Genomic DNA, 26,305 nt, shown 5'->3' with positions numbered 1-26,305 from the left:
TCGTGGAAAGCTGACATCCAGATCTCAGCCGATCTCGCTAAGCTAGATCAACAAGCGCTTTGCGATCTTCCCCAACAATGGCGTCAAACTGACCGAAGTGACGTCGTTCGATTCTTTCAGCTTGCCGCTGCAGCGCCGACGGCCGAAAGCAGGCGTCTCCCGCGCCGCTCGCGGGAGTGCGGGACCGAGGGAAGCAAGAAGCAAGCGGTACAACTCGCGGCTGGCTTTCCCTTGTCTGACATGCGCGGTTACCAGCAGGGCTGTTGCACGCCGGTCCGCCCTGCGACAGCAAGGCCGCGAATTCTAAGGGCGGCTGATCAGTCGAACTTCAGTTGGCCCTTCAGCTTGGCGAGATCGTCCTTCTGGCGCTGTGATTCATCTGCCGTTTTCTGCCTGAGACGGGTCTGTTCGGCAGCGTAGGCCCCATACGCGGCGTTGGTCTGGGTAATAATCTTATTCAGCTCTGGTATGTGATCCGCCTGAAGCTCATTGGGCATGCAGATGATTTCGAGCCTGTCGCCCGACACGGACGCCCTGCGCTTCATCATGTAAATGTGTTGCTGCCATGCCTTATTGAAATACTGGGACCAAGGCGCTGGCGCGCTTTGAGACAGGCGGAGCACTAGCCGCATCAACGCACCCTCGCCTGAAGGGCCTGACGCGCTATCGTCGAGTGCCTTGATCTTGATGTCTGTGAACTGGTTCGCCACTGGTCTATCTCTCCCCGACAAAGATGCCTACATTTCCATAGCCGACAGAACTGTTTAAATCAGCAATTCCGCGAGCTGCTTCCTTTGATCTGCCCTGTCGTCAAGGCCATACTTGCGCCGCAACCGTTCGGCGATGGCCCACGCTGCCTGGCCTCGCTCTTTTGCATAGGTCTCAGCATCGAACGGGTTATTTTCGAGGTGGCGGGCGTGCGCGACTATTATTTGCACAATCGAAACGGAGTTCGAGAAGGACAGGGCTTCGTTCGCTAGGGTGGGATCGACGTTCACCCAATCAGCGCTATCGGGCATTGACTCCAGCTCTGGCACGTCCTGGGCCATAGGCGAACCGGTTTGCTTCAGATGTTCCGGCCCTGAGTAAAGGAGTTGCCAGCACCGGATGGCATAGTCTTCCAAGGAGATGGCCGCCCGCATTGCGACATAGCGGGCGTTCGCCTTTCGCTGGCGGCCCTCGGCCACCCACGTCCACAATGTCGTCCATGCGGCTGAGAGCACGCCGGTGGCAGCGACGAGACCGAGAAGATCCCACATCAGCCCGTTCTACCGCGCGATCCGGTGGATCAAGGCCTTGCCAACGTCATCATATGACCCCGAAACCAACTTGACCTTCCCACGTTGGTCCAATTCCTTTCGGATCAAATTTGCACGGCAAAGTGGGGTGAACTTTTCCACCTTTACGACGCATTCATTCATCATGCCCTCGTAGCCATTCAATGCTTCGTCAGTCATCTACTGCGCGTTTATGTGAGCCATTACAGGAATCGTCCCTTTTCCGGTCCTCGGGTCCTCGCTCTTTAGTGCCCTGCAGCAGCGATACCGACGTCTTGTTTCACCTCATCAAGACCCAGCGATACGAACCCACCTTTGCCTTTGAGATAGGCTTTTGCAAATTTATCGATGTCAGAACAAAGGGATTTGCTTTCTTCGAGATCTTTATTCGCGAAATCACGGACCTGGGTGATCAGTTGCTCTAGTTCGTAGGCACGCATTTGCGCTTGAGCAGCGACATCCTCAGGGAACGCGGTCATATGCTGGCCTGACGGGCCGAGCGTGGTATATGGACCTGCTAGATCTTGGAAGCTGAGGCGGCGTTCGCTGTATTCGCGGAAACCGCTTTCGGTCGCCTCGTACCTGTTGGAAATCATGATTATTCGGTTTATTAGGTCGGCACGTCCAGAGACGGCAAACGGCACAAAATCGGAGGAATCAAACTTCGGAATCTCTGTTCGTCCGGCGACTGGGTGGACCATGGTCCAAAGGGGTGCGCCCTGGGCGCCTTGCTCGCGAGCGTTCTCAACGCTTCCTTCGATATTACGGTGAATCGTGTAAATGCCGTTCGAAACCTGCATAACCTTCAGAATGGTCTGGAGGAGGCTGGTCCTATCGTGTTCATTGCCGGGACGCGTGGACACCGACGTCACGATGTTCACCTCGGCGAACGAGTTCGCGGCCACGCTGCGACGTGCGGCTGCCGCCCATGGCGAGCACGAAAAGCGGACGGGCGGCCAACGCGACGAGAACTGGCCGGACTGGTACGCCCAGTACATGGTGGCAGAGCAGACCGGAAATGCCCTGCCGGTATGAGGAGCGACGCGCCGTCGTCATCATCGACGACGGCGCATCTACGCCCGTCTCCAGCTCGGTCACGATGTGCAGCTGAACTTCCGCGGGTGTATTGGCGCAACTGCTCCTGGCTCAAACGCCGGAATGTTCTCCGGCAAGTTTGAGCATCGGCTGACCAACCGCGACGTTGGGCGCACTGTACGCGCAAACTCCGCGAACCAGCGGAAGCTGTGATCGACACATAGATGCCCGCCAATTGGGTGAGTGCCTGTGAAATCACTTGTTGCTGGTCAACGCGCCGCGGATATCGGGACGGTCAGCTTTCTGGTCGACATTCCGAACCTCGACAGGCGCTTCGGCTCAGCGGGCACACTACGGCGGTCTCATTTGAATGTCCGCTCTCAAGCGACCAAAAACCTCATGCTGACGTCCGAACTGAGGCGCATTGCGGCCTAGCTGCTTTGGGGCCGAAAGCGGACCTTCCGTTTCCCGAACTTCAGGTCGAAACGCAGCCATTTCCAGGAAGGCTAATGCTTCAAAATCTGGCTGAGGAACAACTTCGTTCGATCATGGCAAGGGCGGCTGAAGAACTCGTCGGGCGTGCCCTCCTCGACGATCTGGCCGGCGTCCATGAAGATGACCCGGTCTGCCACCGCCCGGGCAAAGCCCATCTCATGCGTCACGCACACCATGGTCATGCCGTCGCGCGCCAGCCCCGTCATCGTCTCGAGCACCTCGGAGACCATTTCCGGGTCGAGCGCTGAGGTCGGTTCGTCGAACAGCATGACATCGGGTTTCATGCACAGGCTGCGGGCGATCGCCACGCGCTGCTGCTGGCCGCCGGACAGTTGGATGGGGAACTTGTTAGCCTGCTCGGGAATGCGGACCCGTTCCAGGAACTTGAGCGCGGTGTTGCGCGCCTCTTTTCCGTCACGCCCTTCACCCACATGGGGCCGGCCATGCAGTTCATCAGCACCGTCATGTGCGGAAACAGGTTGAAGTGCTGGAAGACAATGCCGACGTTGGAGCGCACGGCGGCGACATTGCTCATCTTGCCATGCAGGGCAACGCCGTTGACGACGATGTCGCCGGACTGATGCGCCTCGAGGCGGTTAAAGCAGCGGATCAGTGTCGACTTGCCCGAGCCAGATGGGCCGCAGATGACGATACGTTCACCCTTGTGGACCGTCAGGTTGATGTCCTTCAGCGCGTGGAACTGGCCGTACCATTTGGAGACGGCCTTGGCTTCAATGATGGCCTGAGCACTCATCGCACCTTGCTCCTGTGGTAATGCCGTTCGATCCGCGCCTGGATCAGTTCGAGGCAGATGGACAGCATCCAGTAGATCATGGCGGCCGAAATCAGCATCTCCATGTGCTGGAAGGTCTTCTGGCCGAGCGTGCGCGCCAGGAACATCAGCTCCCACACGCCGATGACCGAGACCAACGAGGAATCCTTCAACATCGAGATGAACTGATTGCCCGTCGGCGGAATGATGACCGGCAGCGCCTGCGGCAGGATGATGCGGCGCATGGTCAGTGTGAAGCCGAAGCCCATGGAGCGCGACGCCTCCCATTGGCCGCGATCGATGCTCTGTATGCCGGAGCGAAAGATCTCGGTCATGTAAGCGCCGTAGCAGAGCGACAGCGCCAGGATGCCGGCAGGCACCGCGTTGATAACGAAGCCGAGTTGCGGCAAGCCGAGATAGATCAGGTACACCTGCATGAGCAGCGGAAGGCCGCGGAAGAAGGAGGTGTAGAAGCTGGCGATGGCGTAAGCGAAACCATTGCTGGAAAGCTTGGCAACCGCGCCGGCGACCGCGATGACCGAGGCGATGACGATGGAAATCGCCGAGACGTAGAGCGTGGTGACAACGCCCTGGCTGATCAGGAACGGCAGCTTCTCCCTGATGAAGGGCAGGCTGAGATGGAACGTCTCGAAGAAGGCGATGAACAGGAGCAGCAGTTCGAGCCAGACGATGCAGATCTGGAACTTGAGCGGCGCGAAACCGATCAGCACGACGTTCAAGGTGAAGATCACCGCTATGGCGAAGGCAATCGCAAAGCGGCCGTAGAAGCCACTCACCGACGGTTCGCCGATCACCGGACGCATCAGTTCGGCAAAGCTGGTGCCCGACATGTTGAAAGCCATGAAGAGCAGCAGAACGACGCCGAACATCGTCGCCACGAACCAAGGTTTGTGGACGAGGATTTCGGCTTCGACGGTATCCGGATAGAGCATTTTTGAGCACCGGCTGTTCGGCGGCCTGCCGGAGGCAGGCCCCTTTTGAGAAGCTAGTTTGTCTTCGAATAATCCTGGCCGTACCACTTTTCGGAAAGCTTACTCAGCGTGCCGTCCGCCTTCATCGCTTTCACGGCGTCGGCGATCTTGGCGGAGAGTTCGGGATCGCCGCGTTCGATGGCGATCGCAAGCGGCTCGTAGAAGACCGGATCGCCCACCTGCTTGATCGGGTAGCCGGCCTTCTCGGCATCAAGGATCGACGGCAGTGAAGAGACCACCGCGTCGAGGCGAACGCCGTCGCCGAGGCGAAGGTCGTCGAAGGCGGTCGTCGAATTCTCGTAGGAGTGGACTTCCTTCGGGTTGAGCTTGTACTCGAATGGCGGCGCACCGGCGGCGTCGAGCGTCAGATCCTTCTTGGCATAGGCCTCGAAGGTGGAGGTGCTGGTGGCGCCGACCACCTTGCCGTCAAGGTCGGCCAGCGTCTTGGCCTTGCTGTCCTTGTGCACGGCAACGGCCGCCGGTGTGTAATAGTACACTGCCGGAAAATCGAAGATCTCGGCGCGCTTCTTGGTCGGCGTCATCGAGCCGGCATGCATGTCCCAGCGCCCTGCCCAATGGCCGGCGGTGATGATGTCCCAGCCGGGCGTGATGAATTCGACCTTGACGCCGAGGTGCTTGCCGATCGCCTTGGCGACGTCCACATCGAAGCCGTCCAGCTCGTTGCTGGCATTCACGAAGGACTGCGGCGCCCAGTTGGCATCGGTCGCCACGTTGAGCGTGCCGGCCGCCATCACGCGGTCGAGCACCGCGCCTGCGTGAGCAGGATATGCGCCAAGCGCAAGCGCCGCCGCGGCCATCGTTACGAGTCGTCTGTTCCAGATTGTCATATGCGTATTCCCCTGTTGTTGTTCAGTCCCTTGCTGTCACTTCCGTTCAGCCGGTCGTGATGTCGCAATTTCGTGCCGACCAGGTCGGCGTCCTCTCCCACGCGGATTTAGCGACGTCGCGGCCGGTCCGGTCTTCCGATGTCGCGGAGGATGTTTGCCGTCGCCGTTCCCCCGATCACAGGGAAGGTCCCGGCCTGTTGCCTGCGAGCCCTCGTACAGCACCTGCTGTCCGACATTCTCTGCCGCATCGCGAAGGCTGCTATTCATCGGCGGTGACCCCTTTCCCGCGGTCGGCGTCCAGCAGGAAATCGCCCATCACGGTGGCAACCCGAGCCGGCGCTTCGATCAGGATCGAATGGCGAAGTCCGGGCAGGATGGCGAGTTGCGACCCTTGCACCTGTTCGTGCATCAGCCGTGCCATGCGCGGACTGGAACCCTGATCGTCCTCGCCGGTCACGATCAGCGTCGGGCAGGTGACGCGGTCGAGAATGCCGCCGAAATCGGTCTCGGCCAGAACGCGATAGGCCGCTGCATAGCAGTCGCGGTCGTTCTCGGCGTCACGCCGGCGCAACTCGGCGATGACGACCGGGTTCTTGTCCTGGAAATGCTCCGTCAGCCAGCGCGACAGCGAGGCTGCATGATGCGCCGAGCCGTCGCTCGCCATCAGCGCCGCCAGCCGGCCACGCACCGCGTGCCGCTCCTCAGGCGTGCGGCCGGCGACCGTCGACAGCAGCACCAGTTTTTGCAGGCGCTCAGCATGCGTCAGCGCCAGGCGCTGCGCGATCAGGCCACCCAGTGAAAAGCCGGCCAGATTGAAGGCGGAAAACCCGACATGGTCGGCCAGCGCCAGCGTCTCCTTGACGAAATCGTCGATCTCGTAGCGGCCCTTGACCCGGCTAGAGCGGCCATGGCCGCGCAGGTCGAAAGTGAGAACCGCGAAGCGATCTCTCAGTTGGCCCGCCACGCCATTCCAGGCTTCGAGATAGGAGCCGACGCCATGGATGCAGACCAACGGCACGCCGCCCTCACCCTCAAGGCGCCAGTTGAGCAGCACGCCCTCGACATCGAGCTGGCCGGAGCGCGCCATGGTCACGCCCTCGCCGCCTGACGCGCCCTGTCGCGCTCGCGCGCGGCAAAAACCGGCATCACCTCGTCGACCCACAGCTTGATCGTCTTCTTCTGCAGCTCGAACGGCAGGTTGAAGGTCAGGCCGAGGCAGTACTGGTCGACGCCCGCCGCTTCATAGTCGAGCAGTTTCTCGATCACCTCGTCCGGTGTGCCGAACATCAGGTTGCGGCGGATGTTCTCGGGATTGTAGTTGTCCTTGCCCTTGATGCTCTCGTATGGGACGGCTTCGGGAAAGCCGTTTTGCACGGTGCCGATGTTCTGGAACAGGTTCTCGAAGGCGCGGCCGTAGTCGATGGCATGCCCGACCGCGATCTCCCAGTCCTGCGCCCGTTCGTAGACGCAAGTGCGCCGCTGCATCATCAGGCGCGGGCGCGGCACCTCTGGATGATCGGCGACGGCCTTGCGGAATTTCTCGCCGAGCACGGCGATCTCGGCCGCCGGCGCCGACAAGGGCGTCGACAGGATCGAGGCGCCGATGCCGACCGCCCAGTCGAAAGTACCAGGGTCTCGCGCGGCCACCCAGATCGGCGGATGCGGCTTCTGCAGCGGCTTCGGCACGCCGGCGGCGAGCGGGAACTTCCAGTAGTGGCCGTCATGGGCATAATCCTGCGCCCACAGCTTCTTCACCGCCGGCACCAACTCCTTCAGATAGGCAACGCCTTCCTGCTGCGGCATGCCGCCGGCCATGCGGTCGAACTCGTATTGGTAGGAGCCGCGCGCAATGCCGAACTCCAGCCGCCCGCCAGTCAGATGATCGCAAAGTGCCCCCTCCCCTGCCAGCCGGATCGGGCTCCAGTAGGGCGCGACCAGCGTCGAGGTGCCGAGCCGGATCTGCTCGGTATGCTGGGCAAGCCAGGTCAGCGTCATCAGCGGGTTGGGCGAGATCGTGCATTCGATCGTGTGATGTTCCGCCGTCCACAGCGTCTCGAAGCCGCCCTCGTCGGCCAGGCGCGCCAGGTCGAGCAGATTGCTCTTCACCTTCGACATCGGCATGTCGGGCGAGAAGCGCTCCATGGTCAGCGAAACGGCGAATTTCATCTCGGTCTCCCCAGTGCGTCGGCTTTGGTCAGCGAAGGCGGATAACGAAGGGGTCCTGCATGGCGCCGGAATAGTCGATGACGACGTTCTTCAGGCGCGAGAACTCCTCCATGGCGTCGAAGCCGCCGCGCCGGCCATAGCCGCTCTCCTTGAAGCCGCCATTGGCCGACATGAAGGAGGACGCGCGGTAGGTGTTGATCCAGACGGTGCCGGCCTCGACATTCCTGGCGAAGCGCAGCGCGCGGTTGATGTCCCGCGTCCAAATGCCGGAGGCGAGCCCATAGCGTGTGTCGTTGGCGAGACGGATCATCTCGTCTTCCGACGAGAACGGCATGACGCCGACGACAGGACCGAACAGTTCTTCCTGCATGACGTCCATGCCGTTATCGGTATCGGTCATCACGGTCGGCTCGAAATACCAGCCGCCGGCAAGCTCGGCCGCCTGCGGCCGCCTGCCGCCGGCTGCGATGCTGGCGCCCTGGCGCACGCCCGAGGCGACATAGGTTTCCACCTTGGCAAGCTGCGCCGACAGCGCCAGCGGACCGATGTCGGTTTCTTCCAGCGTCGGCAATCCGACCCGCACGCGCCTCGTGCGCTCGACCAGCGCCTCGACGAAACGGTCATAGACGCTGGCCTCGACGAAACAGCGCGAACCGGCGACGCAGGTCTGCCCCGCCGCCGCGAAGACACCGGAGACGACGCCGTTGACGGCATGGTCGATGTCGACATCGCCGAAGACGACATGCGGTGACTTGCCGCCGAGCTCCATCGAGCAGGGAATAAGGTTCTCCGCCGCATTGGCAGCAATCCGACGGCCCGTCGCCGTCGAACCGGTGAAGACGAGTTTTGCAATGCCTGGATGCCGCGTCAGCGCGTCCCCGGCCACGGCGCCGGTGCCGGTGACGACATTGACCACGCCGGCGGGAAAGCCAGCCTCCATGATCAGCTCGGCCAGAGCGAGCGTGGAAGCACTGGCATGCTCGGACGGCTTGACGACGACCGTGTTGCCGAGCGCAAGGCATGGCGCCAGCGTGCCGGTCAGCAGCATCAGCGGCGAGTTCCATGGCGTAATCATGCCGACGACGCCGATCGGCTCGCGCAGGTTGAAGTTGAGCATGTCGAGCTTGTTGACGGGAATCGTGTCGCCAAGCAGTTTGTCGGCCATCCCGGCGAAATAAGTGTAGCTGTCGGGCATGGCGCGCATCTGCGCCCGCATTTCCTTGAGCAGCTTGCCATTGTCACGTGTCTCGATCAGCGCCAGCTCGTCGGCGTGCTCGAGCACCAGCTCCGCCAGCCGGTGCACCAGTCTGCCGCGGTCGGTCTGGGTCATGCGCCGCCAGGCTGGAGCGGCAAAGGCAGCGCGCGCTGCCGCCACGGCCGCGCCGACGTCCTCGGCACCGGCCTCGGCGAACTGATACCAGGGCTTGCCGGTGGTCGGGTCGAAACTGTCGATGTACTGCCCACCTTTCGGCGCCACGAACGCACCGTTGATGAACAGGTTCTGGCGCGAGCCTTCGAGCGATCCGACCGTCGTTTTCATACTGTCTGTCCTGCGTGGAGCATTATTCGGACTCGGCCTGCGTCCACGATTGCGACTGGCCGTCGATCATGGCGACGCGGCCGCCATCACCGGTGTCGATGTAGATGCCGAAACGCTTGTCCTGGCGCTCGCGCGCATAGCGCCGCAGCATGGCGCGCAGTTCATGCGTGGCGATCCGCTCATAGGGCAGCGTGTCGACGGAAAAGAAGGCGTGGCCATCCGGCAGCGCGGCTTCAGCGCTCTCACGGCTCAGTTCGGCGCGGTAGATGAGATAACCCGGGTCGCTGTCGGCGACGTCGAACACCGAATAGAGGAAGGTATTTTCAGGGACGAGGCTCAGCGCATCGCCGCCATCGAGGACGAGCTGGCTGTCGGCCTTGCGGCGCCGCGCCGTCGGCAGCACCCAGCGTCCCTTGCCGTCGCTGCGCAAGAGGATGCGGTTCCCGGCTTCGACCAGATAGCCGATGATCATGTCCTGCGAGGCCAGCCAGCCGGTAGGCAGCGGATCCTTCACGCTGGCGTAACGGCCGCGGCAAAATCCGAGCGGCGCCGATGGGCTGGTGCCGAAAGCCTGGACCTGGCCGATCAGGATGATGTGGTCACCGGCCTCGATGCGGTTGTGAACGGTGCAGTCGAACCATGTCAGGCTGTCGGTGAGGATCGGCGCGCCAGTGTGGGCGCGGTCATGGTTGACCGACTGGAATTTGTCCGCCGCTTTGGACGCGAACACTGAAGAAACATCGACCTGGCCTTCATGCAGGAAATTGACTGCGAAGGACCGTGTTTCGTTGAAGGCGGGAAAGCTCGCCGCCGCCTTGCCGACGCAGACCAGGAGCAATGGCGGCTCAAGCGAGACCGAGGTGAAGGAGTTGGCGGTCATGCCGCGCGGATTGCCGTCGCAGTCGCGCGTGGTGATGACGGTGACGCCGGTGACGAAGGTGCCGAAGGCACGACGCAAGGCGATCGGATCGATCGTCCTTTGTGCCACCGCGTCCGCCATTGCTTTCCTCCTAAGTGTCGGATGGAAAGCTAGGCAGGAGCCGGCCGGCGTTCTTCCTCCGGTCTGTAGGAAAGATGGCGCGGCGTGCTGCTTTTATCCCGAGCAAATGCAGGTGCGACAAGCCTGTGCTTGCGGTGGCTGCCGTGTCGCTACAGGGGTGGCGGGGTCAAGGGAGTCTAGCGGGCTGCCGGCACGCGGCTGTCGATGATGCCGCTGAGACGGATCGCAAGTTCGACCGCGAAGCGCTGTTCGGGCTTGTCGAGACGGATCCCGAACAGTTCCTCGATGCGCGACAGGCGATAGCGCAAGGTGGTGACGTGCAGGCCGATGGCGTCGGCGCAGGCCTGGCTGCGGCAGCCCTCGCGCAGATACGCAAACAGCGTGTCCAGATAGGGCGTGCCGTGCTCGCGGTCGTGCGCGATCAGGGCGCCGACACTGTCCTCGACGAAGCCGCGCACGTCGGGAGCGTCGGCGGCGGCAACCAATATCGGCAGCGGACCGAAATTCTGGCCGGCAAAAACACCGGTGCGGCCGAAGGAACGGCCGATCCGGATCATGCGGCGGCACCGCTCCCAGGCGATCGGATAATCGGCCAGCGCGGCACAGGCCTCGGAGAGCACGACCACCGGCTCGCGCTCGAAATAGCGGCCGAGCTCGGCCGCGATCCTGTGCGGCAATTTCGCGAAGCGCGCGCCGTCCTGCCCGGCATCGGCAGGAACCAGGCAGACAAGCCCATCCTCCACCGCGATTGCCGTGCCGGCAATGCCTGCCTGCTGCAAGAGACGCACGAGCGCATGATGCGGATCGGCAAGGCCGATGGCACCATCCTTCACCTGCTCGGCGAGATCGACGACGATCATCTTCTGCGCAACGGTCAAGTCGAGCCCAAGCCGGCGGGCGCGATTGACGATGTCGGCCTCGTCGCGCCAGCGGCGCTCCGCCACCTCCAGGAAAAGCTCGGTCAACGAACGCGTCTCGAAACGGAAGCGCACGAAGCTGCGCATCATCTGCACGCTGAGCGCGAATTTGGTGCTGTCGAGCAGCATCTGGTCGAGTTGGCCCGATGCCTGCGGCGTCGGAAAAATCATCAGCGCGCCAACCACTTCGGCGTCGATGGTGAGCGGTTCGATGCGCACCGAGAGCTTGAGCTGGCGCTTGCCGTCATCGACAAACAGCGTCTCGGCGTGGCGCCCGTCGGACGCGCCACGCGCTATCTTGAAGATCTTTCGGCTGAGCGTTCCGCTCACCGCCTGCTGCCAGGAGGCGATGTCGAAATGGGCCTCGCTCGGGGAACGACCAGCGACGACCAGATTGGCATGGAAATCGATCACCACCACCGGATTGGGCAGAAGCTCGCTGACCTTTTCGGCGAGCGAGACCACCGACCCGTCCGACAAGGCCTGCTGCAGAAGCGAGGTGTGCGCCGAAAGCGCGCGTTGCAGGCGTTCGCCGGCCTGCTTCTCCTGGCGCAGCCGATGCTGCTTCTCGACCGCGATCTCGCCCAGATGCACGATCATGCCGATGAAGGCGATATCCTCCGCCGTCACTTCGGTGATTTCGCGCGAGACGACGGTCAGCACCATCGGCCGGCCGTCCTCGTCGACGCAGTTCATCGGCATTACGAGCACGCTGCGGTAGTCGCGCTCGAAGGCCTCGCGGCGATAGCCCGGAAACTCCTCCGACACCCGCGCGTCCCTGATATAAACCGGCTCATTGCGGTTGAGCGCGACGATCGATGGACTGGTGGCCAGTTCCCAGCGGTCGGGCAGCGTGCGGTGAATGAGCGTCGGATCGTGGCGCACGATGACATAGGCGTGGCCATGCGGGGCATCGATGCCCATGATCGAGCCCAGCGTCCATTTGGCATGACGGCAGGCCGCCAGCACGAGGTCGCGCAGCACGGACTGGAGATCGCCGCCCGAATTGATGAGGCTGGCGGCGTCCCGCAAGGAGAGAATTTGCGACTCGTGGTCCACGCCTGATCTTCCGCCACTCGCGAAGGGCGAATTTTAGCCGTCGCGGATGTACCAACGCTACACCGCTTCCAAGCGGGGCGCACGCCGATTCTTCCTACGAACCGGAGGAATACCCGCCGATCGGCGCCTACTAGATTTGAGCTTTCACTTAAGAGGCCAAATCATGGAATTGCGGAAGATCTGTACCTTCATCGAGGAAGTGCACTTCGAAGGCAGCAGGGCGGCCGCAAGGCCGGTGACATCGATCGTCGTCGCCGCCGTCTTGGGCAATCCATGGGCCGGGCGCGGCTTCGTCGAGGATTTGCGGCCAGAGATTGTCGCCATCGCACCCCGACTCGGGCAGGAATTGACGCGCCGCCTGATTGGGCTGATGCCGGCGGAACGCATCGAAAGCTACGGCAAGGCGGCCGCCGTCGGAACCGCCGGCGAGATCGAGCACGCCTCGGCCATGATCCACACGCTGCGCTTCGGCAATGTCTTCCGCGACGCCGTCGGCGGCACGACCTATCTCGAATTCTGCAACACACGCAACGCGCCTGGCGCGCTGCTGTCGCTGCCGATGATGCACAAGAGCGAGAACGGCCGCCGCTCGCATTTCATCACCGCCAACTTCCAGATCGCTGACGGACCGGCTGCCGACGAGATCGTCGTGGCCATTGGCGCGGCAGACGGCGGACGGGTTCACCCACGGATTGCGGACCGCTTTCAGGACATGAAAGAGATGGAGCAGGAAGCAGCGATGTGATGCTTGCGCCGCATCCCCTGGGCTGTCGTCGATGATGTCCGCTTTCGAGAATCGGCGCAGCTGGCCTCAAAGGCCGACATCAGGCGCGAAGCTGCCGTTCCAAACATGATACTTGGAAGTCGTGCCGTTGCGCTATCGGGCGCAACGTGGCAGGGGGTCGATCCCTTACAGAGCCATGCAAAGCCGAATCTAGTATCCTACTTTGTCCATGAGCACCCGCAATTCGGACTGCGGAGTGACCCAGAAAGTTCGAAAAGCTTCCAGGAACCCCAGCTAAACGGGATGATGGGCGGGCAACTTCGCTCCAGGAGGGTCTTTCGTTCTACGATAGCGACTACTTCTGAAAAACATCAAAGGGTTGTCCGAAGACCTTACGAATTCCGCGCCGGCTCCACTGCAGTTCGACAGACTAGGCTTAGGAGGGCGGTTGCGTCGTTGATCATCAAACAATAGAGAGGGGACAAATCCGACAAAGGGACCACCAATGACCCACGAATCCGATACCCGCTCTGCCGAACTGGCTGAGTTAACCGCCGACATTGTCTCCGCATATGTCAGCAACAATCCATTGCCGGTCTCTGGCTTGCCGGAAATGATAGCATCGGTTCATGCTTCGCTGTCCGGACTTGGCACGCCGACCCCGCCTGTCGTTGAGCCGCAAATTCCGGCGGTCAATCCGAAGAGGTCGGTGACGCCGGACTTCATTATCTGCCTCGAAGACGGCAAGAAGTTCAAATCCCTGAAGCGGCATCTTAGCACGGATTTCGGCCTGACACCGGACGCCTATCGCACCAAATGGAACTTGCCGCACGACTACCCTATGACAGCTCCGAACTACGCCGCTCAGCGCTCGCAACTGGCGAAGTCCATCGGGCTTGGCCGCAAAGCTGAACCCGTCGCACCAGCCAAGAAGGCACCTGCGAAGCGAAAAGCCAAAGCGTAGTTCGCCACCACCTGACGTAACGGAAAGACTCAGCTATGTCTGGAGAGCGGCGGACCTGAAAAGGACCGTCTGGCCGGCGTCATTCGGGCAACCTCCCAGCGAGGGCGCCGGCCTTATTTCTAGCGGGCGGCAATAGATGATCACGTCAATTGTCGGTCGGTCAATCTGCGGCAGTGCCGGTTCGCGTTCCCTGCGCTCGCCCAGTTCAGCCTTCCTGGCTGGCTCAACTCGCCGACAGGCGTCGCCTCATTCCAATTCGTCGACTCCACGTCAACTCCAAGCACGAGCGGGTCGAGGCGATGGTGCCGGAGATCGCATTGGCAGTTGATCCCATTTCTATCCAGGCATATCCCCTGCTTCTACGCCCTCGCTCAGCGGCTTTTATTTACAACGCACATCCCCACTCATGTCCGCGCCACTGCATGACCCAGGGTCTGAGAACGTGCTTGAGCCTGCTCACATGTTCCCGACGTCGGACATATGGAGAGCTTGATGGACAACAGGAAGTTTTTGACAGCTGAGGAAGTGTCGGAACGCTATCGTGGCAGCATCTCCCTTGGAACGCTGCGAAATTGGCGAGCCAAGAGGATTGGACCGGCGTACGTCAAGCTTGGCAAAGCCGTGTTGTACCCAATTGAGGAACTCGAGACGTGGGATCAAAAGAATACAGTCGCGTGCCGGGCGTCAAAGCGATTCAGCATGAACGGCGGTGAGTGAGCGTGATTAGTGGCGGAGGAGCATCCAATACCGCCCCCAAAAGCCGCTCCTAACGTGCTCTGAGACAAGGATTTTTGCAATATATGTCAATAAGATAGATTACGGCGACAGGAAGTTCCACAACGATCCCGCTCGGTACCCCTCGCGAGCTCTGGATCACGATGGGTCACGTTTCGAACTGAACTTCCTTCGGAATGAGGGACTTGCGTGTTTCCTACGCCTTGCGACGGGTGCATAAGAAGGATCTCGGTGACGCCTCCTCGATCTCTGCGAGCGGGATCCCCCTGCCCACAATGCAGCGTCAATTTCGCGCCGCTGCACCCTTTGACGAACCTGCTGAGCGCCGGAGATATCGGCATCGCTGCTCGCTGAAACGATACCTTGCTCTGGGGAACGGCCCTACTGGGCTGCGATTGGGATGGCTGAAATGGGGCCGTAAGTGGTCGGTCGGCTTCGGAGGCTCGGACTCTTGGAAGCGGACCTTGAGCCTCCCGCGGCCGACGATGATCAGCCCCTTGTCGGACAGCGGAAATCCATCCTGCTATCCATCATCATTTAGTGTCCGCGCGCGGCGTCTCGCGAGCGTCGCTGAGGGTGTTTCGCCGAAATGCTGACGATAGCGCTCAGCAAAGCGCCCCAGCTCGAAGAAGCCGAGATCTGTTGCTATCGCGGTGACAGTCGCCTCCGGAGTCGCGGCTAAGAGCTTCTGCCGCGCCGCCTCAATTCGCCGTTCAATGACAAACTCGTGCGGCGAGCAACCGTGGACGCGCTTGAAGCTTTGTTGCAGCGAACGGATGCCAACGCCGATGGCGGTTGCGACCTCGTCGATCCCGATTACGTCCGCCAAATGGGCATCGATCCATTCCTTGGCGAGATGGACTTGCGCGTGGCTGATATCTTGTACTGGTTCGGAGTCTGTCGGAGAAGCCTCCGAAAGACACTCTACTATGAGACTAACGAGCAGACGTTGCGCATGTAACCGCGGCTTACCGGCCTCGCCGAGAGGTGAACTGGTCCGTTCGACTTCGCAGGCCATCCATTTTGCCGTGGAACGCAGGGTGTCCAGTCGGGCGCCCTCTGGTAAGGAGCCGACCCATTCTGAAAATGGCTGCAGCTTGCGAAATCGCTGCCGCATAGCCGTCCTGATGACACTGGCGTCGACGGTCAACAGAAGAAGTTTGAACGGGTTGATGTCGAGATGCAAATCGGTGCCCGGCGCGTGCATAACCGCGTTTCCGCCATGGGAGTCAAATTTCTTGCCATTCACCGAATGTCCGATTGACCCATCCTCGTGAAAGAAAACTCGGAAGTGGTCGGAGAGAGGACCTTGCGCGGTGAGATCTACTGCACAGTCATGCTCGATAAAGGAGAAACCGATGTTCTCCATGTCGAGCTGGTTCCATCGAATGGCATATTGGAGGTCGTCGGTCTTGATGCTCCGATTTCGCTCCCAAACTTGGCCTGCAAATTGGGCGCCCTCGTCGAGGTCACCGCTCGCAAAAATGCGATGCTTTGATAGGAATTCGATGGCCACGCTCCAACGTGAAAGGCATGAATTCCCTAAAGTCGGCTGCGGCCAATAGCAGAGACGTCTCCGTCAGCGCAATTCACCACTTGCGAACATCGAGACCAGCGCGAGTGTCGCCCTAAAGCGAAAGGACTGTTCGGGGCATTTCCGGTCTACGATCTCCGCCGCCTCCTCCGTCTTCCTACGTAACTTGCTCTCCGGCACCTGGTCGAACGTCTCCCTCGCTCGAGCGACGGTGAGCTTGCGAGTCGCGTCGTCTGCCAAATCCGCCAAGAGGGATAGAGCGAGATCGTCGCCTTTCCCCGTGCTCTGTGCGCGCCTACCGAGGAGCAGCAGTGCCTGCTCAGTTTTATCCCAGTTTGCGTCTGTCTGAAATAGTGCGCGAAGTCCTTCCCGGCAGACTAGGACCACGCTGGTTCGGAGTGTTTCCCATTCGGCGGCGCTTAGACTTGACTCGAATTCCCGATGGGCCATCGCAAACCTCGCAACTAAACTTAGCGAAACGCAGCAGCCAGACTATGCAGAAAGCGAATGCAGTGATCATTCGCATCCTGCATAGCGGAGAGAGTGATTTTGAATCCTCCTATCCCGGTTAATCGGACACCAGGAGGATATCATGTCCACGAAAACCTCATCGCCAACAAGGCGCGACATACTTGCAGCCACCGCTGCTGCTGGGGCCATCAGCATGCTTCCCGGAACAGTGAGCGCCGCATCGAGCGGCGACGCCATCCTTCCCTTCAACATCAGCATCCCGCAGGAGGAACTCGACGATCTTCGCCGGCGCGTTAAGGCCACTCGCTTCCCCGACCGTGAATCGGTGACCGACTTTTCGCAGGGCGTGCCGCTCGCGACGATGAAGAAGCTCGCGGAATACTGGGCGACGGACTACGACTGGCGCAAGGTCGAAGCACGGCTCAACAGTTATCCGAACTTCATCACCAAGATAGACGGCCTGGACATTCACTTCATCCACGTCCGCTCGAAACACGAAAACGCCTTGCCGGTGATCATCACGCACGGATGGCCCGGTTCGGTCATCGAGCAGCTGAAGATCATCGATCCGCTGGTGGATCCCACCGCGCATGGCGGGACTGCATCAGACGCCTTCGATGTAGTGATCCCGTCAATTCCCGGCTACGGATTCTCGGGCAGGCCGGCCACAACGGGTTGGGGACCGCTGCGCATCGCACGCGCCTGGAATGTCCTGATGAAGCGCCTCGGCTATAACAGGTATGTCGCCCAAGGCGGCGACTGGGGTGCGATCATCACCGACACGATGGGGGTACAGGCGCCTCCGGAACTGCTCGGCATCCACACCAACATGGCCGGCGTGATCACACCCGACATCGACAAAGCCGCCGGCGCTGGCGCGCCCGCGCCGGTCGGTCTCTCCCCCGAAGAGCAGCAAGCCTACGAGCACCTGAAGTTCGTCTATACGAAAGGCGTCGGCTACGCCTACCAAATGGGCCTGCGCCCGCAGACGCTTTACGGGATTGCAGACTCTCCCGTCGGCCTGGCCGCCTATCTGCTCGACCACGACGCGCGCAGCCTGCAGCTCATCGCACGCTCGTTTGACGGGCAGGTTGAAGGTCTGACGAGGGATGATGTCCTCGACAACATCACGCTCACCTGGCTGACGAATACAGGGGTCTCCTCCGGCCGTCTCTATTGGGAGCGGCTCGCCGAGGGCGCAGGGTTCGGATTCTTCAATGTCAAAGGCGTCACCATCCCGGTTGCTGTGAGCGCCTTCCCGGACGACCTATTCCAGACTCCGCGCAGCTGGGCTGAGCGGGCTTACCCCAAACTCATTTACTACAACAAGCTCCCCAAAGGTGGGCATTTCGCTGCTTGGGAACAGCCGGCGCTTTTCGTGCCCGAGGTACGTGCCGGGTTCCGCCCGCTGCGCCAGGAGATCTGAAGGGGGCGGCGGCGGCGGATCACCGTCCCGCTCATCACTCAGCGGACCGGGCAAATGCGGTGGCCCGGTCCGCCTCACATGAACTCACAAGGAACTTTGAAACGGAGGAAATCGACATGACTGATAATCAGACTTGCGGCGAAACCGCGATATCGCCCCGAGCAGCGCCAACGGTCGACTTGAAGCTCGAGGTCGCAGTCATTCCTGTTTCGGATGTCGATCGCGCCAAGCACTTCTATGGCAGTCTTGGATGGAGGCTCGACGCCGACGCGGTGGGCGATGACTATCGGGTTATCCAGTTTACACCTCCAGGTTCTCCGTGCTCGATCATCTTCGGCAAAGGCGTCACTCGCGGGCTTTATCTCGTTGTACCCGACATCGAGCAGCGCGCGCAGAGCTTGCGGGTCGCGGGGTCGACGTGAGCGAAGTGTATCACTATTCCGATCGTGGATGCCGTGTCAGTGGCCCGCATCCTGACCGGCGCAGTTACGCCTCGTGGGCCTCGTTCAGCGACCCCGCAGGAAACGGCTGGCTGCTGCAGGAGGTTACTGGGCGGCTGCCCAACCGCGTGGATCACGACAACACTTCTTATGCCTCGTCTGCTGAGCTTGCAGCCGGACTGCGGCGCGCATCGGAAGCCCATGGCGAGCATGAGAAGCGGACAGGCGGACAGCGAGATGAAAATTGGCCGGACTGGTATGCCGAGTACATGGTGGCGGAGCAGGCCGGCAAGCCGCTGCCGCTATGAGGAAGTCTCCTTGATTGCGCATAGGGAATAGCGACACCGCAACTTTGGATCGTGCTCTTGTCGAATAGCCTGTTTGAGGACTGGATCGAAGGCGTCAACGATAATCGGCGAGATTGAACGACGGGGTAACATCAATGCGAAACTTCGACTTAACGCCTCCCACCAGTACGCAAATGCGGGAGTTGGAGGCTGACCTCAGCGACGAAGAGCGGCGATTGCTGCTCGAACATGGCGAGGAGCCTCCATTCTGTGGTGTTTTCCTCCACGAGAAACGCGAAGGGGTGTACACCTGCCGTTTATGCGGGCTGCCGCTGTTTAGGGCGCTCGCGAAGTTTGAAAGCGGCACAGGCTGGCCAAGTTTCACCGCGCCAGTCGCTCAGCATCATCTCCGGAGCATCCAAGATAGGCGCTTTGGCATTGTCAGAACCGAGATTGTTTGCGCTCGTTGCGGCGCGCATCAAGGTCATGTTTTTCCGGATGGCCCTCCTCCGACACGGGAGCGTTTTTGTATAAATTCAGGATCTCTTGAGTTCACACCTGCCGGGGCACCGCTGCCGGACAAACTCAGCCGAGGTCGTCCCGAGGGTGAACTGTGGAGTGGCTGAACTCGAAGGATGATACCATCCGCGACGATTAACGCTGCGTTTGGGCCAACGACAGATAAGGCGCAACTGCGACCTCCAGCGTGGGTCGCGGTATGTCCGCTTTCAGAGGGCCACAGGGCTCACCTCTATGCCGGAATAGAGGCGCAAAGCGGCCATTCGAGTCATTAGGGGCGTACGTCAGTTTCGGTGAGAAGCTTACGAGAAAGGATAAGAGCGACGTGGCTTGAAGAATGGCCTGCCTCCTCGGCTCTTTATCGGACGGATAGGTTCCGGCGGCGCTTACGCGCCGCCGTTGCCGAGCCGGTAGACCGGGATGCCGAGCTTGCGGGCCTTGTCCGCGAGGTTCTCCTGAATGCCGGTGCCCGGAAAGATGATGACGCCGATCGGCACGACCGCCAACATCTGGTCGTTGCGCTTGAAGGGGGCGGCCTTGGCATGTTTGCTCCAGTCGGGCTTGAAGGCGACCTGCGGCACCTTGCGATGATCGGCCCAGCGGGCGGCGATCTTTTCGGCGCCTTTCGGTGATCCGCCGTGCATCAGCACCATGTCGGGGTGCTTGGCGCGGATTTGGTCGAGCTTTGCCCAGATCAGCTCGTGATCGGCGGTATCGCCGCCGGAGAAGGCGATCTTCGGGCCGGCGGGTAACATGACCTCAGTTTCCGCGCGCCGCCTGGCTGCGAGGAAGTCGCGGCTATCGATCATCGCGGCGGTGAGATGGTGGTGGTTGACGATCGACCCCGAGCGCGGTCGCCAGGCTGAGCCGGTGTACTGATCGTAGTGGTCGGTGGCCTGGTCACGCATGAGCTCGAAGGCGTCGCGCCGTTCGATCATGGTCTGGCCCTGGGCGGTGAGCGTCTCGAGTTCAACCGCCTTGATCTCGCTGCCGTCCTGTTCGCGCTGCAGGCGGCGCTGGGCCTGCTCGTTGTCGTCCAGTTGCCGTTCGATCCGTTGTACAGCGCGGTGGAAGACATTGGTGACGGACCATAGCAGGTCATCGAGGTCGGGTTCGAGGCGCGTGTCGGCCAGGGTGGCGATGAGGGCGTCAAAGATGTCGGCTACGGCTCCGGCCACGTGGTCGCCAGCGGGGAGCGGTCGCGTATCGGGCTCGTCCGCAAATGGGCGCCAGCCATAGAGCTGAAGTTCGGTGAGGAGGTGATCGGTCGGAGAAGCGGCGTGGGGCAGTTCGGTGTCGTCGTGCTCGCTCATGGGGATGCTCCCGTCGGATTGGCCGCGACCCTCGCGGCCTTCATGGCGATGAGAGCCCACGGGCGGGACGGGCCGACACCCGAAGCGAAGCGGAGGGCCGGAGCGCAGCGGAGGATGGCGGCGGCCGGCTATTTTGGCTCGCGATGGAAAGGCGTCGCACCCAATCACCGCCATTCGCGAGTAGTCGCGCGCCGCCGGAAAATTGTCGGCCGCCGCCATTGCCTAGCCGGCCAGTTCGTGGGCCCGATCGCCCTCTTGAAGGCCGGGTCGCGGTTCTCTGCCGACGGGCCACGCATCCATGCGCCGCACCGGCACCGTGCGCCGCGCTTCCCCTCACCGCTCACGCCGGCGCCTGTGTCAGATGGCGCATGCGATCTTTGCGCATGAGCTGGTCCGCAATCGAGGCCCGGACGGCGGCAAGTCCGAAATGGTGGAGGTCTTCGTTGAAGTCGTCCGTCGCCGGCGACAGCACGATAGCCTCGATCCCCGCGTCTGTTGCCCGCTCCACCAATGTGTCGCGGGCACCGTCACCGGCCGGATCGTTGTCGCGGATGACATAGAGCCGCCGCAGGTTGGGCGGGAATAGGATAGCGGCAAGATGGGCTGCCGAGAGTGCCGCAGCCATCGCCATGTCGGGCAAGGCGCATCTGAGCGATAGCGTCGTCTCGATGCCTTCGCCTGCCGCCATAACGCTGCCGGGTACACCGAAGCGGACGGCGTTACCGAGAAGGTCACCCATTGCCCGACGCGGCGTGTCGACTGGTGCCTTGCCGGCGCCGTCTGGAGCGAGCCAGGTGCGGTGCGCGCCGGTCAGATGTCCATCGAGGTCGGTGACAGCGGCGATCATCGCCGGCAAGGTCTTGGTCGGTCCATGATCGTCTGGCCGGTAGTAGCAGTGTGGATGGAACTGCAAGGCTGCGGTTCCGCGCAAAGTCGTAATGCCACGTCCACGCAAATACGTTTCCACAAGGGTGCCGATAATGGGCTTCGACATGGCGACCAGTCGGCGAGCCGCTTCCCGAGATCCAATGGGGACCTGCGTGATCGGTTCAGCCATTAGGGGTGGCATGGCATCTGGCATAGCGAGAAACACGCGCGCCTCGTCGGCGACGTCCCGGAAGTTGACCAGTCCGAGGGATTCGCGGATGACATCGAGCAGGTCGCCATGCTCGCCGGTAGCGGCGTCGGTCCATTTGCCTGGCGGTCCCTTCGGGGATGGCTGAAGACGCACGAACATCGAGCGGCCCGGCGCATTGCGGACGTCGCCGACGGTCCAATAGTTGCCCTGGCGACGGCCATTGGAGAGGTAGTGGCGGCACACCGCCTCGGCATATTCGCCGAGGCGGTGTGCGAGGTCGGATGCAGCGTGACGCGGAATCATCCAGCCTCCCGCTCACTGGCCCGCTCGATTGGGAAGCGGTCGAGCACGCGCTCCAGCACGGCGAGCCCGTTGGCGTCGATCGGGACGAACATCCTGAGCTTCCACGAAATGATCTCATGGAAGAGACCGTAGGCGGTAAGGCGCTCGCGCATCGTGTCGGTGAAGCCTGACAATTCAATGCGCCATGCGCCCATGACACGGCTGCGGCGAAGCTGGATATCCTCGGCAAGATTGAGGATGGTCCGGCCGTCCATCAGAGCCGCAAACGCCTGCTCCGGCGGCAGCGCAACCGCGTTCGTCGCAGAGGCGTTGGCGGCCCATGCCGGTGAGACGCGGCGGCCGATGAGCCGCTCGCCGTCGTCGGTCTGAAGCCGATAAACGCGGGTCGACTCGTTGGGCAGACGCTTCCAGATCGGCAGCAGCAGGCCGGTGACCATGTGCAAGACCGAGTCCGAAAACTCTGGCACCCCGGCGATTTCGGCCGTCCAGGCAGCTATGAACGCCTCGTGGTCGGCCTCGACCCAGCGCGTTTCGCCCATGGCCCTGAGTGGCATGTTCTGGCCTTCCATCGGCCGGATCAGGCGGACACGGCGCTCGACCTGGCCATCGTCGAGCATGACGCTGGGTGTCGGGATCTGCACGGCGGCGCGGCCCGATTGCTCGTTGATGAGCAGTAAGGCACGCGGATCGCGGAGATGATCGAGCGCCGCATTGAGCGTGACGGGCCGATTGCGCTTGCGTTCGGAGATCGTGAGCAGGCGGCTTTCGGCGCCGGTGCGCGGATGGGTGTAGATCACTTGCCGATCGGTGACGACGAAGTTTTCGGCTTGCAGCGTCTCCAGCCCGGCATCGTAGGTGCCTGACGCGATCGCGCCCTCGATGCGCGCCGCCAGCAGTTGCTCGAAGGCACCGAACAGCACCTCCTGCAGCGCGATAGTCAGTGCGAGCAGGCGGTTGAGGAAGGTGGTGATCGGCGGCAACTCGTCCTTGATGCCATTGGCATCTATTAGCTTGAGACCCGTCGCCGCCTCGAAACGCTCGAGCGAGCAGCCCTCGACCTTGCCGCGTACGATCAGCAGATAGAGTTGCCGCAACGCATCGCGGGCATAGTGGCTTTCCAGATTGTCCTCTGGCCGGAACAGGCCCTGGCCACCGGTCTGGCGCTGGCCACGGGTGATCGCGCCCAATGTGTCGAGACGGCGGGCGATCGTCGAGAGGAAGCGTTTTTCCGCCTTCACATTGGTCGAGATCGGCCGGAAGAGCGGCGGCTGCGCCTGATTGGTGCGATGCGTGCGGCCCAGGCCCTGAATGGCGGTGTCGGCCTTCCAGCCGGCTTCGAGCAGATAATGCACACGCAGCCGCGTGTTCCGGGCTGAGAGTTCGGCGTGATAGCTCCTCCCCGTTCCGCCCGCGTCCGAAAAAACCAGAACGCGCTTCTGGTCATCCATGAAGGCCTGCGTCTCGGCGAGGTTGGCTGACCCGGCACGGTTTTCAACGACAAGGCGCTCGCCCTTACGGACAATACGGCGCGAGCGACCGGTGACCTCGGCCACGATGTCCACCCCGAAATGCTGCACGATCTGGTCGAGTGCGCCCGGGACAGGCGTCAAGCTGGCGAGTTTGGCGATCAGCTCGTCGCGCCGGGCCACCGCCTCGCGGCTCTCGACGGGCTGGCCATCGCGGTAGACCGGGCGCGACGACAGATTGCCTTCGGAGTCGGTGAAGGGCTCATAGAGCTGCACCGGGAAGGAATGGGCGAGATAGTCGAGGACGTATTCGCGGGGCGTGATGTCCACTCGGACGTCGTTCCATTCCTCGGTCGGCAGCTCGGCCAGCCGCCGTTCCATGAGCGCCTCGCCCGTCGAGACGATCTGGACAACGGCCGCATGGCCCTCCTCCAGATCGCGGGTGATGGAGCGGATCAGGGTCGGCGTCTTCATGCTGGTCAATAAATGACCGAAGAAGCGCTGCTTGGCGCTTTCAAAAGCGCTGCGTGCGGCCGACTTTGCCTGGGCATTGAGCGTGCCGGTGCTGCCGGTGATGTTGCCCGCCTGCATTGCCGCATCGAGATTGTTATGGATGACGCCGAAGGCACCAGCGTACGCGTCATAGATGCGGACCTGTTCAGGCGTCAGCTCATGCTCGAGCAGTTCGTATTCGACGCCGTTGAAAGAGAGCGAGCGGGCCGTATAGAGGCCGAGCGCGCGGAGGTCGCGCGCCAGCACTTCCATCGCCGCCACGCCACCGGCCTCGATTGCCTCGACGAATTCGGCCCGCGTCGAGAATGGAAAAAGCTCGCCGCCCCAGAGGCCGAGCCGCTGGGCGTAAGCGAGATTGTGCACGGTGGTGGCGCCGGTGGCAGAGACATAGACGACGCGAGCCATCGGCAGGGCGTGCTGCAGCCTCAGCCCGGCGCGGCCTTGCTGGGAGGGGGCGGCGTCGCCACGTTCGCCCTGGCCGCCACCGGCGTTTTGCATGGCGTGCGCCTCATCGAAAATGATAACCCCATCGAAATCCGGGCCCAACCATTCAACAATTTGTTTGACCCGCGAAACCTTCTCGCCGCTATCGTCGGAGCGCAGCGTGGCATAGGTGGTGAATAGGATGCCTTCCGCGTGCGTGACCGGCTTGCCCTGCGGGAAGCGGGAGAGCGGTGTGATCAAAAGGCGCTCCATGCCGAGTGCGGACCAGTCGCGTTGCGCATCCTCGATGAGCTTGTCGGACTTGGAGATCCAGACCGCCTTGCGCCGGCCCTTCATCCAGTTGTCGAGAATGACGGCGGCGGACTCGCGGCCCTTGCCTACACCCGTACCGTCGCCGATCATGAAGCCTTGCCGGAAGCGTACCGCCCCCGCGGTGTCTTCGGCTGCGGCGCTCACCACGTTGAATGTGTCGTCGAGGGTCCAGGCGCCGGCGAGATATTCGGTATGGGGCTTCGCCGGCATAGATGACGGTCTCGAGTTGCGCATCCGACAGCAGGTCAAGGACATTCCTCGGCAGGCGCGGCCGGTAGCTCGGCTTGGGTGGCGCCACCGAGGCCATGGCCGCCGATTGAACGAGCTGGGTGGGGTGAGCCCGAGAGCCGGGGATGCGGATCACCTGAAGCCCGTAGACCTCATAGATGGCGTCGCTGATCTGGCCGTCCTCGGCTGCCTGCCAGTCGACAGCCTCATAGGCGACGTCGATGGCTTCCGGTTCGGCGATCGACATGCGTGGCGTGGTTCTCGCCGCGCGTGTGAGAGAGCCGTGTACGGTGCGGGATGCGGCGACCGCCGATGCCCCGCTGGAAACGGCGGCCATCACGACCGGCGGCCGCGCGGGAAGGCGCTCCTCAATCCACGCGAGGAGCGTCGCCGCATCCGGAGCGATGCCGGGAGCATACGCGAAGACGGTGGGATCGTCCGCCGGGAGCTTGTCGATGACGGTGAGGCGTGTCGGAAAGGTCGTGCCATGCTTGGCGTAGGCCGAACCGTCGATGGCAGCCGAGAAGACGATGCGGCCACGTTCCTGCAGGCGAGTGAAGGCGGCAGTCCAGGCCGGATGATCGGGCGCGAAGTTCGCACCGGTGATCGTCACCAGCCGCCCGCCGGGCGCAAGACGCGCCAGCGCCGAGGCGATATGCCGCCAGGCCGCGTCGACCATGCGGCCCTCGACATTGGCCATGACCGAGAAGGGCGGGTTCATCAGCACCACGCTCGGCACGGCGCCGGGATCGAGATGGTCGTCGATCTGGGCGGCGTCGAAGCGGCTGGCGGAGACGGCCGGAAAGAGGCAGGATAGAAGTGCCGCGCGCGTCTCGGCAAGCTCGTTGAGGACGAGCGAGGCGCCGGCTGTCTCGGCCAGGATGGCGAGGAGCCCGGTGCCGGCGGAAGGCTCCAGCACACGGTCGGCGGGCGTGATGGCGGCGGCCGTTGCCGCGACCAGACCGAGCGGAATCGGCGTCGAGATCTGCTGGAAGGTCTGCGCCTCTTCGGATCGGCGGGTATGCGTCGGCATGAGACCGGCGATCTTCGACAATGCGGAAAGTCGGATAGCCGGCGACGCGGCCTGGCGGAACAACGCCTTTCCGTACTTGCGCAGGAAAAGGACCGTCGCGGCCTCGCAGGCATCGTAGGCCTGCTTCCAGTGCCAGGCGCCGGCAGCGTCGGAGGCCCCGAATGCGGCTTCCATCGCCGAGCGCAGCTTTGGCGCGTCGATGCACTCGCCGCGTTCGAGACGGGGAAGCAGCAGGCCGGCGGCGGCGAAGATAGCGCCGGCTGCAAAGCGCGCGGGCGGTTTGGGGGTGCCGTCCGAGTAGCGGGTCAGCGAGCCGAGCGGGGCGTTGTCATAGACGATGTGGGCGCACATGGATGTCTCCTGAAACGAAAAGACCCGACAGGGCGTCGGGCCACGAGGGCGAGGTGAAAGGAA

The 26,305-nt window shown here is 62.3% G+C and carries 20 protein-coding genes and 4 pseudogenes; 7 read left to right on the top strand and 17 right to left on the bottom strand.

The window, feature by feature from the left end:
* Positions 1-317: 317 nt before the first annotated feature.
* The 3 genes from EJ077_RS15605 to EJ077_RS15595 form a co-directional block, all read right to left on the bottom strand.
* Positions 318-710: a hypothetical protein gene (locus tag EJ077_RS15605; RefSeq protein WP_208695164.1), complete on the bottom strand. Its 393-nt coding sequence runs from the start codon at positions 708-710 to the stop codon at positions 318-320.
* Between the two features lie 54 nt (positions 711-764).
* Entirely contained in the window at positions 765-1,259 is a 495-nt protein-coding gene (locus EJ077_RS15600) for a hypothetical protein (protein ID WP_208695163.1), read from the bottom strand.
* Positions 1,260-1,522: 263 nt separating this feature from the next.
* On the bottom strand, positions 1,523-2,149 hold the full coding sequence (locus EJ077_RS15595) for a hypothetical protein (protein ID WP_208703189.1): 627 nt from the start codon (positions 2,147-2,149) through the stop codon (positions 1,523-1,525).
* On the opposite strand from EJ077_RS15595, the pseudogene EJ077_RS15590 reads away from it, so the two are divergent.
* Positions 2,121-2,312: pseudogene (locus EJ077_RS15590) on the top strand (glyoxalase); the annotation flags it as partial. The gene EJ077_RS15595 and the pseudogene EJ077_RS15590 overlap by 29 nt on opposite strands.
* A gap of 506 nt (positions 2,313-2,818) precedes the next feature.
* Here EJ077_RS15590 and EJ077_RS32795 read toward each other — a convergent pair.
* The 9 genes and pseudogenes from EJ077_RS32795 to EJ077_RS15550 all read right to left on the bottom strand — a co-directional run bounded on the left by EJ077_RS32795 (position 2,819) and on the right by EJ077_RS15550 (position 12,101).
* Positions 2,819-3,091, bottom strand: a complete 273-nt coding sequence (locus EJ077_RS32795) for a hypothetical protein (protein WP_416859559.1) — start codon at positions 3,089-3,091, stop codon at positions 2,819-2,821.
* A 21-nt stretch (positions 3,092-3,112) separates the two neighbouring features.
* A pseudogene (locus tag EJ077_RS32790) lies at positions 3,113-3,561 on the bottom strand (ATP-binding cassette domain-containing protein); the annotation flags it as partial.
* Positions 3,558-4,532: an amino acid ABC transporter permease gene (locus EJ077_RS15580; protein WP_208695162.1), complete on the bottom strand. Its 975-nt coding sequence runs from the start codon at positions 4,530-4,532 to the stop codon at positions 3,558-3,560. The gene EJ077_RS15580 and the pseudogene EJ077_RS32790, both read right to left, overlap by 4 nt.
* Before the next feature lie 53 nt (positions 4,533-4,585).
* Entirely contained in the window at positions 4,586-5,419 is an 834-nt protein-coding gene (locus tag EJ077_RS15575; protein WP_135867623.1) for a transporter substrate-binding domain-containing protein, read from the bottom strand.
* Positions 5,420-5,678: 259 nt separating this feature from the next.
* The gene (locus tag EJ077_RS15570; RefSeq protein WP_208703011.1) at positions 5,679-6,506 is read right to left on the bottom strand and encodes an alpha/beta fold hydrolase; all 828 of its coding nucleotides are present in this window, start codon (positions 6,504-6,506) and stop codon (positions 5,679-5,681) included.
* Between the two features lie 2 nt (positions 6,507-6,508).
* Positions 6,509-7,585, bottom strand: coding sequence for an LLM class flavin-dependent oxidoreductase (locus EJ077_RS15565; RefSeq protein WP_208695161.1), 1,077 nt, complete (start codon positions 7,583-7,585; stop codon positions 6,509-6,511).
* Positions 7,586-7,613: 28 nt separating this feature from the next.
* On the bottom strand, positions 7,614-9,125 hold the full coding sequence (locus tag EJ077_RS15560; protein ID WP_208695160.1) for an aldehyde dehydrogenase: 1,512 nt from the start codon (positions 9,123-9,125) through the stop codon (positions 7,614-7,616).
* Between the two features lie 22 nt (positions 9,126-9,147).
* Positions 9,148-10,125 (bottom strand): flavin reductase family protein, encoded by a 978-nt coding sequence (locus EJ077_RS15555; RefSeq protein ID WP_208695159.1) that lies wholly within the window; start codon positions 10,123-10,125, stop codon positions 9,148-9,150.
* A 176-nt stretch (positions 10,126-10,301) separates the two neighbouring features.
* Positions 10,302-12,101, bottom strand: a complete 1,800-nt coding sequence (locus EJ077_RS15550; protein WP_208695158.1) for a helix-turn-helix domain-containing protein — start codon at positions 12,099-12,101, stop codon at positions 10,302-10,304.
* 163 nt (positions 12,102-12,264) lie between these two features.
* Between EJ077_RS15550 and EJ077_RS15545 the strand changes: the two genes are divergently transcribed.
* From EJ077_RS15545 to EJ077_RS15535, 3 genes are all read left to right on the top strand, one after another.
* Positions 12,265-12,846, top strand: a complete 582-nt coding sequence (locus EJ077_RS15545; protein ID WP_208695157.1) for an amino acid synthesis family protein — start codon at positions 12,265-12,267, stop codon at positions 12,844-12,846.
* 484 nt (positions 12,847-13,330) lie between these two features.
* Positions 13,331-13,789 carry a MucR family transcriptional regulator gene (locus tag EJ077_RS15540; protein WP_208695156.1) on the top strand — a complete coding sequence of 153 codons (459 nt, stop codon included), beginning with the start codon at positions 13,331-13,333 and terminating at the stop codon, positions 13,787-13,789.
* A gap of 492 nt (positions 13,790-14,281) precedes the next feature.
* Complete coding sequence (locus EJ077_RS15535; RefSeq protein ID WP_031257363.1) at positions 14,282-14,506, top strand: helix-turn-helix domain-containing protein; 225 nt, start codon at positions 14,282-14,284, stop codon at positions 14,504-14,506.
* A gap of 541 nt (positions 14,507-15,047) precedes the next feature.
* Here the strand turns inward: EJ077_RS15535 and EJ077_RS15530 are convergent.
* Both EJ077_RS15530 and EJ077_RS15525 read right to left on the bottom strand, forming a co-directional pair.
* Positions 15,048-16,040 carry a helix-turn-helix domain-containing protein gene (locus EJ077_RS15530; protein ID WP_208695155.1) on the bottom strand — a complete coding sequence of 331 codons (993 nt, stop codon included), beginning with the start codon at positions 16,038-16,040 and terminating at the stop codon, positions 15,048-15,050.
* 63 nt (positions 16,041-16,103) lie between these two features.
* Positions 16,104-16,508 (bottom strand): hypothetical protein, encoded by a 405-nt coding sequence (locus EJ077_RS15525; RefSeq protein ID WP_208695154.1) that lies wholly within the window; start codon positions 16,506-16,508, stop codon positions 16,104-16,106.
* Positions 16,509-16,650: 142 nt separating this feature from the next.
* Here EJ077_RS15525 and EJ077_RS15520 point away from each other — a divergent pair, with 142 nt between their 5' ends.
* The 3 genes and pseudogenes from EJ077_RS15520 (at position 16,651) to msrB (ending at position 19,308) form a co-directional block, all read left to right on the top strand.
* A complete protein-coding gene (locus tag EJ077_RS15520; RefSeq protein ID WP_208695153.1) occupies positions 16,651-17,955 on the top strand; it encodes an epoxide hydrolase family protein in 1,305 nt (434 codons plus the stop codon).
* A 116-nt stretch (positions 17,956-18,071) separates the two neighbouring features.
* Positions 18,072-18,703: pseudogene (locus EJ077_RS15515) on the top strand (glyoxalase).
* A 134-nt stretch (positions 18,704-18,837) separates the two neighbouring features.
* A complete protein-coding gene (gene msrB / locus EJ077_RS15510) occupies positions 18,838-19,308 on the top strand; it encodes a peptide-methionine (R)-S-oxide reductase MsrB (protein ID WP_208695152.1) in 471 nt (156 codons plus the stop codon).
* A gap of 279 nt (positions 19,309-19,587) precedes the next feature.
* On the opposite strand, the gene EJ077_RS15505 is transcribed toward msrB, so the two are convergent.
* From EJ077_RS15505 to EJ077_RS15495, 3 genes and pseudogenes are all read right to left on the bottom strand, one after another.
* On the bottom strand, positions 19,588-20,514 hold the full coding sequence (locus EJ077_RS15505) for a DUF2493 domain-containing protein (RefSeq protein ID WP_208695151.1): 927 nt from the start codon (positions 20,512-20,514) through the stop codon (positions 19,588-19,590).
* A gap of 340 nt (positions 20,515-20,854) precedes the next feature.
* Positions 20,855-21,895 (bottom strand): DUF7146 domain-containing protein, encoded by a 1,041-nt coding sequence (locus EJ077_RS15500; protein WP_208695150.1) that lies wholly within the window; start codon positions 21,893-21,895, stop codon positions 20,855-20,857.
* Positions 21,892-26,200: pseudogene (locus EJ077_RS15495) on the bottom strand (strawberry notch-like NTP hydrolase domain-containing protein). Before EJ077_RS15495 ends, EJ077_RS15500 begins: the two are co-directional and overlap by 4 nt.
* Between the last annotated feature and the right edge of the window lie 105 nt (positions 26,201-26,305).

Source organism: Mesorhizobium sp. M8A.F.Ca.ET.057.01.1.1 (assembly GCF_003952565.1).
In the GTDB taxonomy this organism is placed as follows: Bacteria; Pseudomonadota; Alphaproteobacteria; order Rhizobiales; family Rhizobiaceae; genus Mesorhizobium.
Note: the sequence above shows the minus strand (reverse complement) of the source record. Positions and strands in the feature narration are given on the sequence as shown.